This is a genomic window from Polaribacter sp. L3A8 (genome assembly GCF_009796785.1).
Lineage (GTDB): Bacteria > Bacteroidota > Bacteroidia > Flavobacteriales > Flavobacteriaceae > Polaribacter.
Map to the genome: position 1 here is coordinate 2219109 of NZ_CP047026.1, position 15526 is coordinate 2234634.

A 15526-nucleotide genomic window follows, 5' to 3' on the forward strand; every position below is an offset into this window, starting at 1 on the left:
AAAGCTGAAAATAGTTCAGCATAAAGTAAAACAAGAACTGATGATTTTAGAAATGAAAGTTCCTTCTCCGGGAGAATCGATTACAGAAGTAGAAATTGCAACGTGGTTAGTCGAAGATGGAGATTACGTTGAAAAAGATCAACCTATTGCAGAAGTAGATTCTGACAAAGCAACCTTAGAATTACCTGCTGAAGAAAGTGGAATTATCACTTTAAAAGCCGAAGAAGGTGATGCCGTTGCTGTTGGTGCAGTTGTTTGTTTAATTGATACAAGTGCTGTAAAACCAGAAGGTGATGCACCTGCAAAAACAGAAGCGCCAAAAGAAGAAAAGAAAGTTGAAGTAAAAGAAGCGCCAAAAGCGGCAACTTACGCAACCGGAACAGCTTCTCCTGCAGCTAAAAAAGTATTAGCAGAAAAAGGAATTGCTCCTGCTGCCGTAACAGGTACTGGAAAAGCTGGTAGAATTACCAAAGATGATGCTGTAAAAGCAGTACCTTCTATGGGAACGCAACCTGCTAGTGGTTCTAGAGGTACAGAACGCAAGAAAATGTCTATGTTACGTAGAAAAGTTGCAGAACGTTTGGTAGCTGTAAAAAGCGAAACAGCTATGTTAACTACTTTTAACGAAGTAAACATGCAACCAATTTTTGACTTACGTACAGAATATAAAGAAGCTTTTAAAGCAAAACATGGTGTAGGATTAGGCTTTATGTCTTTCTTTACTTTAGCAGTTGTTAGAGCTTTAAAATTGTTTCCAGATGTAAACTCTATGATTGATGGAGATTACCAAATTAAGAACGATTTTCAGGATATTTCTATTGCAGTTTCTGGACCAAAAGGTTTAATGGTTCCTGTAATTAGAAATGCTGAAAACTTATCTTTTAGAGGTGTAGAATCTGAAGTAAAACGTTTAGCAATTAGAGCTAGAGACGGACAAATTACTATTGATGAAATGACTGGTGGAACTTTTACAATCACAAACGGTGGTGTATTTGGTTCTATGTTATCTACACCTATCTTAAACCCTCCTCAGAGTGGAATTTTAGGTATGCACAACATTGTAAACAGACCAATGGCAGTAAATGGCGGAATTGTAATTCAACCAATTATGTATGTTGCTTTATCTTACGATCATAGAATTGTAGATGGTAGAGAATCTGTTGGTTTCTTAGTGGCTGTTAAAGAAGCTTTAGAAAACCCAGTAGAATTATTGATGGACAACAACCCTGCAAAAGCATTAGAAATGTAGGCAACAATGTTGCTTAATACATATTAAAATCCTGAGCTTTTGCTTGGGATTTTTTATTTGTAGCTATTTCCTGCTTTCGCTACTCGCTTTTTTTTCGTACCTCAAAAAAGAGCTCAAACAAACCGCTCAATCAGGGCTAAAACTGTTTGTTGGCTTTATTTAAAGTAAGTAAACGAGTGTTTTACCTACTGCTTATAGTTAAATAAATTTCTTATATTTGGTTAAGAACAAAAAAGTTATGAAAAATATTTCTTTTAATGAACCTATTAATATCTCTAAAAATCATTTTAAAAATTTAGAAGACTTCCTATCTTATATTGCCCAAAATTCAGGGGAAATTGAATTAAATGATGCGCATAAAGAAATTTTAGATAAACGTATTTTAGAAGTTAATGAAAATCCTGAAAATTATATTTCTTTAAAAAATTTAAAATCTAGTATTGTAATGCGTAAAGTTTCTCTTGAACCTGAAACATTAGCATTACTAAAATTTCAAGCAGAAAAAAAAGGTGATAAATTAATAAATTATATGGAAACTATTTTAAAAGAAAAAGCAATTGAATTTGAATTATCTGACGAATACAAATTAATGATGGATGATTTATTGAAAAAACACGATCGTAAAGAATTGAACTATATTAGTGAAGAAGAGTTTTTTAAACGCGTAAAACGTTAATGGTTTATACTTTAAATTTTTTAGAGAATTCAACTAGAGATTACAAAGAAGGTTTAGATTATTACAATAAGATTTCCAATACATTAGCAGATAAATTTCAAGTATACTTTAAAAACACAATTCTAGAAATTAAAAATAATCCTCTCCTTTTTCAAATAAGATACAAAAATATACGAGTTGCAAATTTGAAGAATTTTCCTTTTTCTATTCATTATTTTATAGAGAATGACATCATATTTGTATTAAAAATACTCCATCAAAAGAGATATTATAAATAAAATAAAATCACTCTAATTTCTTTTAAACCGAATTAGTACCTTGCGCTAAAAAGTTAAAATGCCAAAAAACCCTGAACTAGAACTTGCCCTACAATTTATTGATAAGACAGATAGAAATATCTTTGTTACCGGAAAAGCAGGTACAGGAAAAACTACTTTTTTACATCAAATAAAAAAAGAATCATTAAAAAGAATGGTTATTGTGGCGCCAACAGGTGTTGCCGCAATTAATGCAAAAGGTGTTACAATTCATTCTTTTTTTCAAATGCCCTTTGGTCCTATTTTACCCGACCAAATTGCAAATACTTCGAATGCACAACGTAAGTTTAATAAAACCAAAATAGATATTATAAAATCGTTAGATTTAATAATTATCGATGAAATTTCTATGGTTAGAGCCGATTTATTAGACGGTATAGACCAAGTAATGCGTCGTTATAAAAACCGAAATAAAGTTTTTGGTGGGGCACAGGTTTTAATGATTGGTGATTTACAACAATTAGCTCCTGTTGTTAGACCAAACGAATGGAGTTTATTACAACAACATTATAATACGGTTTACTTTTTTAGTAGTAAAGCGTATCAAGAAGCTAATGTTGTATCTATAGAACTGAAACATATTTATCGTCAGAAAAACGAAGATTTTATTACCATTTTAAATGAAATTAGAACCGACACTTTATCAGAAAAATCTGCCGAAATTTTAAATAGAAACTACAATCCTACCTTCTCTCCTACCAAAGATGATGGTTATATTACATTAACAACACATAATAACAGAGCCAATTTAATTAACAGTTCTGAATTAAATAAACTAAACACCAAAAGTTACTTTTTTAAAGCAGAAATTTCTGGTAAGTTTAATGAGAACTCGTATCCGAATGCTGAAAAATTAGAATTAAAAATGGGAGCACAAGTGATGTTTATCAAAAATGATTCATCACCAGAAAAAAGATATTACAACGGAAAAATAGGAATTATAACCGATATTTCTCTACAAAATGTAACCGTACAATGCCCTAATGAAATTGATGAGATTGTTACAGAAAGAGAAACTTGGGAAAACATTAATTATTCTATTAACGAAGAAACAAAAGAAATAAAAGAAGATATTTCTGGTTCTTTTTCTCAGATTCCTTTGCGATTGGCTTGGGCAATTACCATTCATAAAAGTCAGGGTTTAACTTTTGAAAAAGCTATTATAGATGCAGAAGCTTCTTTTGCGCATGGGCAAACCTATGTTGCCCTAAGTAGATGTACTTCTTTAGAAGGTTTGGTTTTAAAAACGCCAATTACAAGCAACGCCATTATAAACGATAGAACCGTAAGTGTTTTTAATGAAGGTGTAGAAGAAAACCACCCAGATGAGCATGTTTTAAACGAATCTGAAAAGAATTTTCAGTTGAATTTAATTGCAGAATTGTTCGATTACCTTCCGTTTTTATACCCTATTTCTAGAATGATTGATATTTTCTATAAGAATCAAACTAGTATAAAAGGAGATGTTATAGATCATTTGCAAACCATAAAAGACGAAGGTGTTGTAGCTTTAATGAAAGTCTCTAATGGGTTTAGAAACCAATTAGCGCAATTTTCTGAAGACAACGTTTTACCTGAAAATAGTTCTCAAGTACAGGAGCGTTTCACAAAAGCGGTAGAGTACTTTATAACCCAAACAAAAGGAAACATCTTAAAACCTTTAAATGCTATTCAGTTTTCTACCGATAATAAAGCCGTAAAAAAAGACTTTTCTACACAGTTTGATTCTTTACAAGAAAAATTAATGGAAAAACTTTTTGCGCTTCAAAAAATGAACAATGGTTTTAAAGTACAAGATTATTTAAAGATAAGAGCTAAAGCTGTTTTACAAAAATCTGCTCCTATTAAAAAGAAAACGGTTGCCTCTAAACGCGACCCAATTTTAGCGTTAAAATTACGTGAATTAAGAGACGAAATTTCAAAGGATTTAGGAATTCCACATTTTCAAATTTTTACGCAAGAAACACTATATGCAATGTGTGATTCTTTACCAAGAAACGAAAGTGAATTGCTTAAAATTGTTGGAATGGGGAAAACTCGTGTTACTAAATACGGAGAACCTATTTTAGAAGCTATCGATGATTATTGCAAAAAAAATGGAATTAACAACCAGAACGAACAAAAGAAAGAAGACAAGAAACCAACCAAACAGATTACTTTCGAGTTATTTAAGTCTGGTCTTTCTATAAAAGAAATCGTTAAAGAAAGAAGTTTAACCACCGGAACCATAGAAAGTCATTTGGCTAGTTATATTCCTTCTGGTGATGTTGATATTTTAGAGCTAATAGATGTTAAAAAGTATAAAAAAATTATAGATGCTATAGAAAATACTAAATTTAAAAGCTTAACGGAATTAAAAGAAAAAGTAGATAAATCATTTACTTTCATGGAGTTAAGAATGGTTTTACTTTCTATGGAAAATTAATTTGTTTTTTTTGTAATAAAATGAAAGTTTTTCGAAAAACAAACGTCTAAAGATATATGACAAGATACTTTCTTATCATTTTCTTTTTCATAGCAATTTTCCCACTTCTGATTTAGGAGTGGGTTTTTTATTAAAATACAGCATATCACTCCGAATGAAGAATGAGGAGGAATCTAAAAAGGCTCATTTCGGAATGGCAGTTGGTATTTTATTTCAAATCTTTCAACAACAATTGTATCGATGTATTACCATTCCACACATTTTCATCTAAGGCGTACACAATATCAAAATCATTTTGAACAAACTCCATTTTATCACCCAAACCAAAGCCAATAGAATTAAAAGTCTTCTTATTATCGCCTTGAAAAACATTTAATTTTAAATGTTTTTTATCTGCTCCAACTTGTTTTCCGTAACCATTATCTCTAACACAACTTGTTTTAAAAGTTGGTCTCATATTCATTGGTCCAAAAGGTGCCATTTGCTGAATAATTCTAAAAAACTTAGGTGTAATTTCTAACAAATCTATTTCTGCATCTATAGAAATTTCTGGAGTTAGCTGCTCTTTATCAATAGTTTCTCTTACAACTTCTTCGAACTTCTTTTTAAAATTCTCGTAGTTTTCTGGCAGTAAAGTTAAACCTGCAGCATATTTATGTCCTCCAAATTGTTCTATAAACTCTTCACAGGCATGCAAAGCATTATATACATCAAAGCCTTTAACAGAACGAGCAGAAGCTGCTAATTTATCGCCACTTTTAGTAAATACTAATGTTGGTCTGTAATATTTTTCTATCAACCTAGAAGCTACAATACCAATAACACCTTTGTGCCAATCTTCTTGATACACTACAGAAGAATAATCTTGCTCCTCTTCATTATCAATAATCTGAATTAAAGCCTGATCTGTAATTTTCTTATCTAAATCTTTTCTGTCTGCATTAAAAATCTCTATGGCAGCGGCAAATTCAACCGCTGCATCAAAATCCATTTCAGTTAGTAATTCTACCGCATAATTACCATGTTTCATTCTACCTGCAGCATTTATTCTTGGTGCAATTGTAAAAACAACATCGGTAATCGTTAATTCAGATTTTTTAGTTTGATGAATGATGGCTTTAATTCCGTTTCTCGGGCTTTCGTTTATCACTTGTAAACCATGATAAGCCAAAACTCTATTTTCTCCATTCATTGGTACAATATCCGCAGCAATTGCGGTAGCAACCAAATCTAAATACGGAATAAAATCTTCTATTGTTTGATTTCTAGAAACACCCAAAGCCTGAATTAACTTAAACCCTACTCCACACCCACAAAGCTCATCGAAAGGATATGTACAATCCTCTCTTTTTGCATTTAAAACGGCAACTGCTTTAGGAATTTCATCTCCTGGTTTATGATGATCGCAAATAATAAAATCGACATTTTTTTCGGTTGCATACGCCACTTTATCAATTGCTTTTATACCACAATCTAGCGCAATGATTAAAGAGAAATCATTGTCGTGTGCAAAATCGATTCCCATATAAGAAACGCCATAACCTTCGGCATATCTATCTGGAATATAAGTTGCAATATTTGGATGAATCGTTTTTAAATAAGAGGCTACTAAAGAAACCGCAGTTGTGCCATCTACATCATAATCACCAAAAACCAAAATATTTTCGTTATTAGCAATTGCAGCTTCAATTCTGGCAACAGCAAGATCCATATCCTTCATTAAAAAAGGATCGTGAATTTCATCTAAACTTGGTCGAAAATAATTCTTAGCCTTCTCAAATGTTTCAATATTTTTCTGACAAAGAATAGCAGCTATTGTTTTATCAACCTGAAGCTCTTCTGCTAATTTTTCTACTTTTTCCTTATCTGGCTTTGGCTTTAACGTCCATCTCATACTAGATTTTTGAATTAAAGCTCTATTTTATGTAAATGAATTTCGATATCTACCTCAGCAAATTGACGAAACATTTCCATAACACCACAATACTTTGTTACAGATAAATTTACCGCTTTTTGTATTTTTTTTGGTTGTAATTCTGTGTCACTAAAATGATAATCTACCTTTACTTTTTTGTAAAACTTAGGATGTTCTTCTGTTAATTCTGCTGTAATATCTATTTTAAAATCGGCAACTTCTGCATGCATTTTCTTTAACAAAGAAATTACATCTAAACCAGAACAACCAGCCAAAGAAGCTAACATTAATGCTTTAGGCCTGTATCCTTTTCCTTCTCCACCACTTTCTTCTCCTGCATCCATTGTCAAATTTAATCCACTTGGATTATCAGATTCGAATTGCATATTTTCTTTCCAGGTAGTTGTTACAATATTTGTAGCCATATTAAATATATATTATTATAGATTTTTAAAATTGAAATAGTAAATTGTACTTCTTCTTACAAAAATAAGAAAACGCTTATAAGTTAAGTCTAAAATTGAATAAATCTATACAATCTAAAATAAAAATATGCCATTAGTAACACCATTATCATCAGAACACGATGTAGAAACAAAAGAATTAGCCCTATTTTTTAATGAAACATTAGGCTTTTGCCCAAATTCTGTTTTAACAATGCAACGAAGACCTGCAATTTCTAAAGCTTTTATTAACTTAAACAAAGCTGTCATGGCCAATGAAGGTAAGGTTACCTCCGCTTTAAAAAGAATGATTGCTTGGGTTTCTAGTAATGCTACAGGTTGTAGATACTGTCAAGCGCATGCAATTAGAGCTGCAGAGCGTTATGGAGCAGAACAAGAGCAATTAGATAATATTTGGGAATATAAGAAACACCCTGCTTTTTCTGATGCCGAAAGAGCTGCATTAGATTTTTCATTAGCTGCTTCTATGGTACCAAATGCTGTAGACTCTAAAATTAAAGACGAGTTATATAAATATTGGGATGAAGGCGAAATTGTAGAAATGTTAGGCGTAATTTCTCTTTTTGGCTACTTAAATAGATGGAATGATTCTATGGGAACTACACTAGAAAAAGATGCCATTGAAAGTGGAAATAAAATTTTAGGAAAACATGGTTTTGAAATAGGAAAACATAAATAAAAAAACAGTACATTGTACTTCTATAAAAAAAATACCTTCTCATTTTTACATGAGAAGGCTAAATAAATTATTAAGGTCCCCCAACCTCTTCAAATTTAACAATCAAAAATAGTAAAATAAGATTACTTTACTATTGTAAATAATGCAAAATTTAATTTATTATTTTGTATAATTTAAGATTTAGAAAATTTCATGGAAAAAGTAGAAGAAAAATTATTTAATTTAATTAAACTAAAGCTACCTAAAAATGTTTCTCTTATAGATGACATTTCAGATGTTTTAGATTTAAATTATGATGCAGCTTATAGAAGAATTAAAGGAAAAACATCTTTAAATTTAGTAGAAACATTAAAACTATCTAATCATTATAATATAGATTTAAATACGTTATTAGTTAAATCAAAAAATGACGTTGAAAAAATAGTTATAGAAAAGACTCATCATGAAATTTCTGACAGTTTTTTGGATATCTTTTTCGACAAATCAGTAAAGGAAATTCAAAGTTTATGTAATTCTAATAATTTACTAATAATTAACTCCCTTAAAGACTACCCTCTTTATCATGCAGGAAATGGTTATTTTTCTAAATTTAGAATCTATGCATTAACAAACATGTCTAGTGAAAAACCTGACGTAAAAAAACTTCCTTTTTCTAAATTCTATCCTTCGGATGAAATCCTAAAAAAATACAATACTTTTTTAAATAAATATAACAAAGTAGCGCTAATAGAAATTTGGAATTACTCTACAATAGATAATATCTTAAACCAAATACAATACTTTTTTGAAGTAGGACTCACCACAAAAGAAGAGTCCATAAGTATTATAGATAGTTTGACTGAATCTATAGAACAGGTTGAAAAACAAGCTAAAAATCAAAAAAGGAATAAAAGTGATAACAGTTATCTTTTATATCACAACAACTTAGTTTCATTATTAAATACAGTACTTATGGAATCTGACACCAACAAAAAAGTGTTTGTTCCCTACACTAATTTAAGTTACTTTAAGATAAGTGATGAAAACACAACAAACCAGATTCAAAAACATCTAAAAACTCAAATAGAGTTTTCTAATAATCTCTCTGGAGACGCTGCTGTAGAAAGAAAAAAATTCTTTAATGTCTTGTATCAGAAAATTGAAAATAGAAAAACAAAAATTCTACTTAAGTTTTTATCCGATAATTAAAGCGACTCTTTTTTGTAATTCAGGAATAACATTTCTTTCAAACCAGGGGTTTTTAGTCAACCAAAAACGATTTCTTGGTGATGGATGTGGCATTACAAAATATTTTGGTAAATACTCCGGATAATTATCTACCGTTTCTGTAAGCGTTCTTTTAGCCTTGTCTTTTAAATAATAGTTCTGTGCGTAGATTCCTATTAAAATAATCATTTCTAGGTTTGGCATTAACTCAAATAATTGTTGATGCCATTTTGGTGCACATTCTTTACGTGGTGGCTTGTCTCCACTTTTTCCTTTTCCTGGATAACAAAACCCCATGGGTACAATGGCAAAATTTTCTACATTGTAAAATTCTTCGTCAGAAACATTTAGCCATTTCCTTAGTTGTTTTCCACTTGCATCGTCCCAAGGAATTCCGGATGCATGCACCTTGGTTCCTGGAGCTTGCCCAACAATAACAATTTTAGAATTTTGGTGAGCACTAACAATCGGGTTAGCGCCCAAATCTAAATAAGGAACGCAAATTGTACATTGTTTTATTTCTGATAAGAGGTTTTGCATTTTTTATAATTCTGATAAAAATTCCAGCATTAGTAAAAAAAAATTAAAAATGAGATTTCTCAATCGTTAAAAAACTCATTTCGAAATGACAAACAGATTCTAAAACAAGTTTATGATTTCAATTCTAAAGCTTCACCATCAAAAGACAAACCATCGAAACCAGATTTCATAAAGTTTCTAATATTTTGATGAGCATCTCCATTTTCATCTTCTAAAACATTTTTATAATGTTCTCCAAAACAAAATAAGGCTTCTTCTTTTCTTAATTTTTGATGTTTTGCAAATGCAAATAACTTACAAGAACCAGAATTTTCGCCTGCGTTATTTTTAATATCTCCGTTTGTAAAAGTAGTTGGAGTAAAATTGTAGTTATCTTCAATTACTTGCATTGTGTCTGCAAAGTTAATTGATGTTGGATTTGATTTTAATTTTGTTATGAGTTCTTGAATGATCATTTCTTATTTGTTTTGAAGTTATTATTTTTTTTTAATTAATTAATTAATTAATTTTCAACTACTTGCACCTCACTCATCTTTTAGTCTCTATTAATTACCATCTTTTTTTAAAAGTAAATTTTAATAAAATACTTTAGCAAAAAGTATTGTTTTTTTATGCACTATTTTAAATCAAAGATAATTAGAAGCTTTGTTTTTAAATAGTTAATTAATGATTTTTTCATGTCTTAAAAAATAATATTGAAAAAAATACTTTAGCAAAATAAAATTAAAAATTATGGAAACATATTTAATCATAACTGCAATTTGTAGTCTTTTGGGAGTTTTAAAATTCGGGAAACTTATAAGGGTAATTTCTTTGAAGTTATTATTCCCTAAAGCAACAATTAAAGAAATTGAAAGCTTTGAAGAAAATACTAGCCCAAAATATTTTTGGAATCATAAAAAGAATAAAAATTCATAGTTATGGAGTCAGTTTATATACTTTCAAATATAAAAGGTAAGTACTTTTATAAATCAATTCGTTTGATAATCTTTAAAGTAATTCATCCAATCTTTTTTATTGCTATTTTATTTTTAGTTGTTTTTATTTTATTATTTATTTTCCAAAATGAAAAAACCATTAAATTCTTAGAAATAATCAACTTATGACTTCTTTTCAGGTTCAGGTGGTTTTCATTAAGTTCTCGACTGCGCTCAAACAGACATTGCTACATTTTAAAATTGATAAATTATTACATTAACCTACTTCTTCCCCTCTACAATAACAACAATTTCTCCTTTTGGTGGTTTTGCAGTGTAATGTGCTAAAACTTCTGTTGCAGTTCCTCTAATGGTTTCTTCAAACATTTTTGTTAATTCTCTAGACACAGAAACTTGTCTGTCTGCTCCAAAATATTCTACAAAATGCCCAAGTGTTTTTACTAATTTATGTGGAGATTCGTAAATAATCATTGTTCTAGTTTCTTCTGCTAATAAAAGAAAACGAGTTTGTCTTCCTTTTTTTACAGGTAAAAAACCTTCAAAAATAAACTTATCGTTTGGTAAACCAGAATTTACCAAGGCTGGGACAAAAGCCGTTGCACCAGGTAAACAATCTACCTCAATATTATTTTCTACACAGGATCTTGTTAGTAAAAAACCAGGATCTGAAATTGCAGGTGTTCCGGCATCAGAAATTAATGCGCACGTTTCTCCGTTTTGTATTCTTTGCACAATTCCTTTTACAGATTTATGCTCATTATGCATGTGGTGACTGTGCATTTGTGTAGCAATTTCAAAATGTTTTAACAATTTTCCGCTTGTACGCGTGTCTTCTGCTAAAATAAAATCGACTTCTTTTAGAATTCTAACGGCTCTAAAAGTCATGTCTTCTAAATTACCTATTGGTGTTGGTACTAAATATAATTTACTCATTTTATTTCAGTTATCAATTACCATTTATCAATTATCAGCTTGCTGTTATATTGATAAGTGATACTTATTCTTTGTTAAATTGATTGATAGGTTTCTACAGTAATATCTGCAATAACATCGCCTGTATGTTTTATGCTTAAAGGCTCAAATAATAAAACATGAACCTCTTCTTTTGCAATTGGTTTGTGTTCTACTCCTTTTGGTACAATGTAAAATTCACCTTCTTTTAAAGTGACTGTTTTGTTTCGCAACTCAATATCTAAAGAGCCTTTTATAACCATAAAAAGTTCATCTTCATAATCATGTTTATGAAAAACAAACTCACCTTTTAGTTTTGCTAATAAAATCTGTTGGCCGTTTAATTCGCCTATTTTTTTAGGTGACCAATGATCTGAAAATAATGTTAATTTATCTTGAAGATTAATTACGCTCATAAATACAAACTTACAAAAGAAATGTGTAAAATTCTTTTGTAAGTTTAGTAAATGAATTGATAAAAAATAGGATTCTTTTTTAAAAAATACGGTAGCTCCTTTTTGCTGTTATTTTAATTCTTCTAATTCGGTTACAGAGTACTCTAACTTATTAAAAACATTTAAATCTTCACGAATAATTTTAGCATATACACCGGGCTTATCAATAACCATCCAATATTTAAGCTTTGCTTCACCATCAAACCCTTCTACAACCTTACATTTAAACTCGCCTGCTGGCACTTTAATGATTTCTGTTTTTAAAACTCTAAATGGACCTAATTCTTTTTGTGGAAAAAAGTCATTGGTTCTATTTAATAAACCACCTTTATAACTTTCTGAATATTGAGTACTGTCTTTTTTAGTAATAATTAAATTGGCTAGACTAATACTTTTTCCTTTTATATTTAAGTCTATTTTAGACAATAAAAGATTGTCGTAAAAACTATTTGTATTGGAAATTAACTTACGTTCTCTATATTTTAAATAGGTTATATTTTCTAATCCTTTTAATAAAGCATCAAAACCGGTCCAAGGAGAAACATCACTTTGTCTGTTAGGAAAATCTGTAACATTAAAAGTTAAACGCGCTATCTCTGTTGATGAATTTTCTTTTTTAGCTGCAATTAGTACGCCCTCTTTTTCGAATATAAATTTATTTTCTGAAAGCTCTTTTATGATACTATTTCCTTTTAAAAGTTTTGACATCCCCATAAATAAAACTGATTTTTCCATAGAATTATATACCCAAGTACCTTTAGATTTTGAAGTCATTTTACCTTTAGAAGAAATTTCTATGAGTGTAAAAGTATCTGGAAGTTCTATTTTTAACAATTGCACATTATCAAATTCATTTTCTATTTTCCATTCTCCTATTAAATTTGATGTTGCATTTTCTTTAGCTATATTATCAAAATTTAGTTTTAAGTAAGTTGTTTTTACGTCCTCTTTTTCTAATATGAGTTCTTTATCTGTAAAGTTTAAAATTTCATTGGTTCCATTAAAATCTTTCTTCACATTGGATTTTAGTTTAATTAGATTCTTTTTTTTATTGTAAGACCAAGTAGCAAACTCGGTTCCTTTTATCAGTATTTTGCCACGTTTGGTAAAGTCTACAACCATATATGGCCTTTCCGTTTTATCTGGCGTTTCAATTTTAGTGATGAGCCAAGTTCCAATAATTTTAGATTTCTGAGCGTTTAAAGAAAAGCTACAAACAATCATTATAAGCGTACATATTCCTTTTTTCATAATTTACATTTTTTTAAAATTATTTTTTCATTGCATTTTTTTGCTTGCGGTAAGACAAACAATTGTTAGTGTATCAAAGACTTTTTTTTAAGCCTATATTTTTATTTTAGCATCTCTAAAAAAAACATAAAAACCTAAATACAAGCTAAATACACTCATTAAATGTACTGTTTTAAAAATTAAATTTCTCATGAATCATTATTTTAATATGATTGGATCTATTTTTTACAACTAATCTGAAACTTATCAATAAAAACAGTCTTTCTTCCGTTTAAAGCAATCGCTTTACTTTGTTTCTTTTTAATTTCTTTGGAAAGCATCTAAATAAAATGTGCAGATTTTTATTTCTGCCTTTTAGAGAAGGTTTAAAATTTATTTTTTAAAAGTGTATTCTCTTTTTTTTGACCACCAATTATAGATATACTTTGTATTTAAAGGTACAAAACGGATTTTGCGTTACCGATTGCAGCATTTGTTTGAGCTCTTTTTTATTCTTTTTCGGAATAAAAAAAGCGAGTGCGGAAAGCGGGGCATTTCTCTTTAGAAATGAACGCCCAAAAAACTAATATTCAATAGAAAATGATTAATTTTGCAGCTTCAATTAATGATATTTCTGCCTTCTAAGAAATGGTAGATAAGAATAAAAAATAAAGAAATGTATAGAAGTCATTCTTGTGGCGAGTTAAGAGCATCGCATATAAATACAGAAGTAACCTTAGCGGGTTGGGTACAAAAATCTCGTGATAAAGGTTTTATGGTTTGGGTAGATTTACGTGATAGATACGGAATTACGCAACTAATTTTTGATGAAGATCGTACGCCAAAAGAGATGATAGAAAAAGCAAAGTCTTTAGGTAGAGAGTTTGTGATACAGGTTACAGGTACTGTAATTGATAGAGAATCTAAGAATTCTAAAATGTCTACTGGAGCTATAGAAGTGTTGGTTTCTAAATTAGAAATCTTAAACGCATCTGTTACACCACCTTTTACTATTGAAGATAAAACAGATGGTGGGGAAGATATTAGAATGAAATATAGATATCTTGATATTAGAAGAAACCCTGTTAAAGACAGTTTAATTTTCCGTCATAAAGTGGCAATGGAAGTTAGAAAATATCTTTCTGATGAAGACTTTATTGAAGTAGAAACGCCTTATTTAATTAAATCTACACCAGAAGGCGCAAGAGATTTTGTGGTGCCTTCTCGTATGAATGAAGGGCAGTTTTATGCTTTACCTCAATCTCCACAAACATTTAAACAACTGTTGATGGTTGGTGGAATGGATAAATATTTTCAGATTGTAAAATGTTTTAGAGATGAAGATTTACGTGCAGACAGACAGCCAGAATTTACACAAATTGACTGTGAAATGGCATTTGTGGAGCAAGAAGATATTTTAAATATTTTTGAAGGATTAACGCGTCACTTACTTAAAGAAGTAAATAATGTTGAAGTGGAGAAATTTCCTAGAATGTTATATGACGATGCAATGAAATTGTATGGAAATGACAAACCAGATATTCGTTTTGGAATGGAGTTTGCCGAATTAAATGCAGTTACACAACATAAAGATTTTGGTGTTTTTAATAGCGCAGAATTGGTTGTTGGTATTGCTGTTCCTGGAGGAAATTCTTATACAAGAAAAGAAATAGACAATATTATTAAGTGGGTAAAGCGTCCGCAAGTTGGTGCTTTAGGAATGATTTATGCGCGTGTAAACGAAGATGGATCTTTTAAATCTTCTGTAGATAAATTCTACGATCAAGAAGATTTAGCGAAGTGGGCAGAAATTACGGGTGCAAAACCTGGTGATTTAGTGTGTGTTTTATCTGGAGACACCAATAAAGTAAGAGCTCAATTATCTGCTTTACGTATGGAATTAGCAGAGCGTTTAGGTTTGAGAGATCCTAAAGTTTTTGCACCTCTTTGGGTTATTGATTTCCCTCTATTAGAGTTAGATGAAGAAACTGGGCATTATCATGCAATGCATCACCCATTTACTTCGCCTAAACCTGGGCAAATGGAATTGTTAGATACAGATCCTGGTGCTGTAAAAGCAAATGCGTACGATTTGGTTTTAAATGGTAATGAAATTGGTGGTGGTTCTATCCGTATTCACGATAAGCAAATGCAAGCAACTATGTTGAAGCATTTAGGTTTTTCTGAAGAAGATGCAAAAGCACAATTTGGTTTCTTAATGGATGCTTTTGAATATGGTGCGCCTCCTCACGGTGGTTTGGCATTTGGTTTGGATAGATTGGTTGCTATTTTAGGCGGACAAGAAACTATTAGAGATTTTATTGCATTTCCAAAAAATAATTCAGGACGAGATGTAATGATCGACGCGCCTGCTTTTATTGATGATACTCAATTAAAAGAATTAAGTTTGAAGCTAGATCTTGAAGAATAAAATAGAATTTGTAAATATTTAGACCTCAAAGGTTTTGAAAACCTTTGAGG

15 protein-coding genes are annotated in these 15526 nt (G+C 30.3%); 8 read left to right on the forward strand and 7 right to left on the reverse strand.

Features of this window, described 5'->3' with window-relative positions; all coding sequences use genetic code 11:
* The first annotated feature begins 40 nt into the window (after positions 1 to 40).
* The 4 genes from odhB (at position 41) to GQR92_RS09190 (ending at position 4667) form a co-directional block, all read left to right on the forward strand.
* A complete protein-coding gene (gene odhB / locus GQR92_RS09175) occupies positions 41 to 1249 on the forward strand; it encodes a 2-oxoglutarate dehydrogenase complex dihydrolipoyllysine-residue succinyltransferase (protein WP_199269120.1) in 1209 nt (402 codons plus the stop codon).
* Positions 1250 to 1487: 238 nt separating this feature from the next.
* Positions 1488 to 1925 carry a hypothetical protein gene (locus GQR92_RS09180; RefSeq protein WP_158838934.1) on the forward strand — a complete coding sequence of 146 codons (438 nt, stop codon included), beginning with the start codon at positions 1488 to 1490 and terminating at the stop codon, positions 1923 to 1925.
* Positions 1925 to 2203 carry a type II toxin-antitoxin system RelE/ParE family toxin gene (locus GQR92_RS18170; protein ID WP_158838936.1) on the forward strand — a complete coding sequence of 93 codons (279 nt, stop codon included), beginning with the start codon at positions 1925 to 1927 and terminating at the stop codon, positions 2201 to 2203. The genes GQR92_RS09180 and GQR92_RS18170 overlap by 1 nt, the downstream gene beginning before the upstream one ends.
* A 58-nt stretch (positions 2204 to 2261) precedes the next feature.
* Positions 2262 to 4667 carry a helix-turn-helix domain-containing protein gene (locus GQR92_RS09190; protein WP_158838938.1) on the forward strand — a complete coding sequence of 802 codons (2406 nt, stop codon included), beginning with the start codon at positions 2262 to 2264 and terminating at the stop codon, positions 4665 to 4667.
* Positions 4668 to 4875: 208 nt separating this feature from the next.
* Here GQR92_RS09190 and recJ read toward each other — a convergent pair whose 3' ends face one another.
* On the reverse strand, positions 4876 to 6561 hold the full coding sequence (gene recJ / locus GQR92_RS09195; protein WP_158838940.1) for a single-stranded-DNA-specific exonuclease RecJ: 1686 nt from the start codon (positions 6559 to 6561) through the stop codon (positions 4876 to 4878).
* A 14-nt stretch (positions 6562 to 6575) separates the two neighbouring features.
* Entirely contained in the window at positions 6576 to 7007 is a 432-nt protein-coding gene (locus GQR92_RS09200; RefSeq protein ID WP_105047599.1) for an OsmC family protein, read from the reverse strand.
* Between the two features lie 127 nt (positions 7008 to 7134).
* Here GQR92_RS09200 and GQR92_RS09205 point away from each other — a divergent pair, with 127 nt between their 5' ends.
* Both GQR92_RS09205 and GQR92_RS09210 read left to right on the forward strand, forming a co-directional pair.
* Entirely contained in the window at positions 7135 to 7725 is a 591-nt protein-coding gene (locus tag GQR92_RS09205; RefSeq protein ID WP_158838942.1) for a carboxymuconolactone decarboxylase family protein, read from the forward strand.
* Between the two features lie 192 nt (positions 7726 to 7917).
* A complete protein-coding gene (locus tag GQR92_RS09210; protein ID WP_158838943.1) occupies positions 7918 to 8913 on the forward strand; it encodes a hypothetical protein in 996 nt (331 codons plus the stop codon).
* On the opposite strand, the gene GQR92_RS09215 is transcribed toward GQR92_RS09210, so the two are convergent.
* Together GQR92_RS09215 and GQR92_RS09220 are read right to left on the reverse strand one after the other, a co-directional pair.
* Positions 8899 to 9471, reverse strand: a complete 573-nt coding sequence (locus tag GQR92_RS09215; RefSeq protein ID WP_158838945.1) for a uracil-DNA glycosylase family protein — start codon at positions 9469 to 9471, stop codon at positions 8899 to 8901. The genes GQR92_RS09210 and GQR92_RS09215 overlap by 15 nt on opposite strands.
* A gap of 110 nt (positions 9472 to 9581) precedes the next feature.
* On the reverse strand, positions 9582 to 9926 hold the full coding sequence (locus GQR92_RS09220; protein WP_158838947.1) for a HopJ type III effector protein: 345 nt from the start codon (positions 9924 to 9926) through the stop codon (positions 9582 to 9584).
* A 277-nt stretch (positions 9927 to 10203) separates the two neighbouring features.
* On the opposite strand from GQR92_RS09220, the gene GQR92_RS09225 reads away from it, so the two are divergent.
* Positions 10204 to 10389, forward strand: coding sequence for a hypothetical protein (locus tag GQR92_RS09225; protein ID WP_158838949.1), 186 nt, complete (start codon positions 10204 to 10206; stop codon positions 10387 to 10389).
* A 281-nt stretch (positions 10390 to 10670) separates the two neighbouring features.
* Here the strand turns inward: GQR92_RS09225 and rsmI are convergent, their stop codons facing one another.
* The 3 genes from rsmI to GQR92_RS09240 all read right to left on the reverse strand — a co-directional run bounded on the left by rsmI (position 10671) and on the right by GQR92_RS09240 (position 13066).
* Positions 10671 to 11342, reverse strand: a complete 672-nt coding sequence (gene rsmI / locus GQR92_RS09230) for a 16S rRNA (cytidine(1402)-2'-O)-methyltransferase (RefSeq protein WP_158838951.1) — start codon at positions 11340 to 11342, stop codon at positions 10671 to 10673.
* A 74-nt stretch (positions 11343 to 11416) separates the two neighbouring features.
* Entirely contained in the window at positions 11417 to 11776 is a 360-nt protein-coding gene (locus GQR92_RS09235; protein WP_158838953.1) for a cupin domain-containing protein, read from the reverse strand.
* A gap of 108 nt (positions 11777 to 11884) precedes the next feature.
* The gene (locus tag GQR92_RS09240; RefSeq protein WP_158838955.1) at positions 11885 to 13066 is read right to left on the reverse strand and encodes a hypothetical protein; all 1182 of its coding nucleotides are present in this window, start codon (positions 13064 to 13066) and stop codon (positions 11885 to 11887) included.
* Between the two features lie 655 nt (positions 13067 to 13721).
* On the opposite strand from GQR92_RS09240, the gene aspS reads away from it, so the two are divergent.
* A complete protein-coding gene (gene aspS / locus GQR92_RS09245) occupies positions 13722 to 15476 on the forward strand; it encodes an aspartate--tRNA ligase (RefSeq protein WP_158838956.1) in 1755 nt (584 codons plus the stop codon).
* Positions 15477 to 15526: the final 50 nt, after the last annotated feature.

Bases quoted from the DNA above. Each gene is read 5' to 3' on its own strand.
- odhB (WP_199269120.1), top strand. From the start codon at position 41: ATGATTTTAGAAATGAAAGTTCCTTCTCCGGGAGAATCGATTACAGAA.
- GQR92_RS09180 (WP_158838934.1), top strand. From the start codon at position 1,488: ATGAAAAATATTTCTTTTAATGAACCTATTAATATCTCTAAAAATCAT.
- GQR92_RS18170 (WP_158838936.1), top strand. From the start codon at position 1,925: ATGGTTTATACTTTAAATTTTTTAGAGAATTCAACTAGAGATTACAAA.
- GQR92_RS09190 (WP_158838938.1), top strand. From the start codon at position 2,262: ATGCCAAAAAACCCTGAACTAGAACTTGCCCTACAATTTATTGATAAG.
- recJ (WP_158838940.1), bottom strand. From the start codon at position 6,561: ATGAGATGGACGTTAAAGCCAAAGCCAGATAAGGAAAAAGTAGAAAAA.
- GQR92_RS09200 (WP_105047599.1), bottom strand. From the start codon at position 7,007: ATGGCTACAAATATTGTAACAACTACCTGGAAAGAAAATATGCAATTC.
- GQR92_RS09205 (WP_158838942.1), top strand. From the start codon at position 7,135: ATGCCATTAGTAACACCATTATCATCAGAACACGATGTAGAAACAAAA.
- GQR92_RS09210 (WP_158838943.1), top strand. From the start codon at position 7,918: ATGGAAAAAGTAGAAGAAAAATTATTTAATTTAATTAAACTAAAGCTA.
- GQR92_RS09215 (WP_158838945.1), bottom strand. From the start codon at position 9,471: ATGCAAAACCTCTTATCAGAAATAAAACAATGTACAATTTGCGTTCCT.
- GQR92_RS09220 (WP_158838947.1), bottom strand. From the start codon at position 9,926: ATGATCATTCAAGAACTCATAACAAAATTAAAATCAAATCCAACATCA.
- GQR92_RS09225 (WP_158838949.1), top strand. From the start codon at position 10,204: ATGGAAACATATTTAATCATAACTGCAATTTGTAGTCTTTTGGGAGTT.
- rsmI (WP_158838951.1), bottom strand. From the start codon at position 11,342: ATGAGTAAATTATATTTAGTACCAACACCAATAGGTAATTTAGAAGAC.
- GQR92_RS09235 (WP_158838953.1), bottom strand. From the start codon at position 11,776: ATGAGCGTAATTAATCTTCAAGATAAATTAACATTATTTTCAGATCAT.
- GQR92_RS09240 (WP_158838955.1), bottom strand. From the start codon at position 13,066: ATGAAAAAAGGAATATGTACGCTTATAATGATTGTTTGTAGCTTTTCT.
- aspS (WP_158838956.1), top strand. From the start codon at position 13,722: ATGTATAGAAGTCATTCTTGTGGCGAGTTAAGAGCATCGCATATAAAT.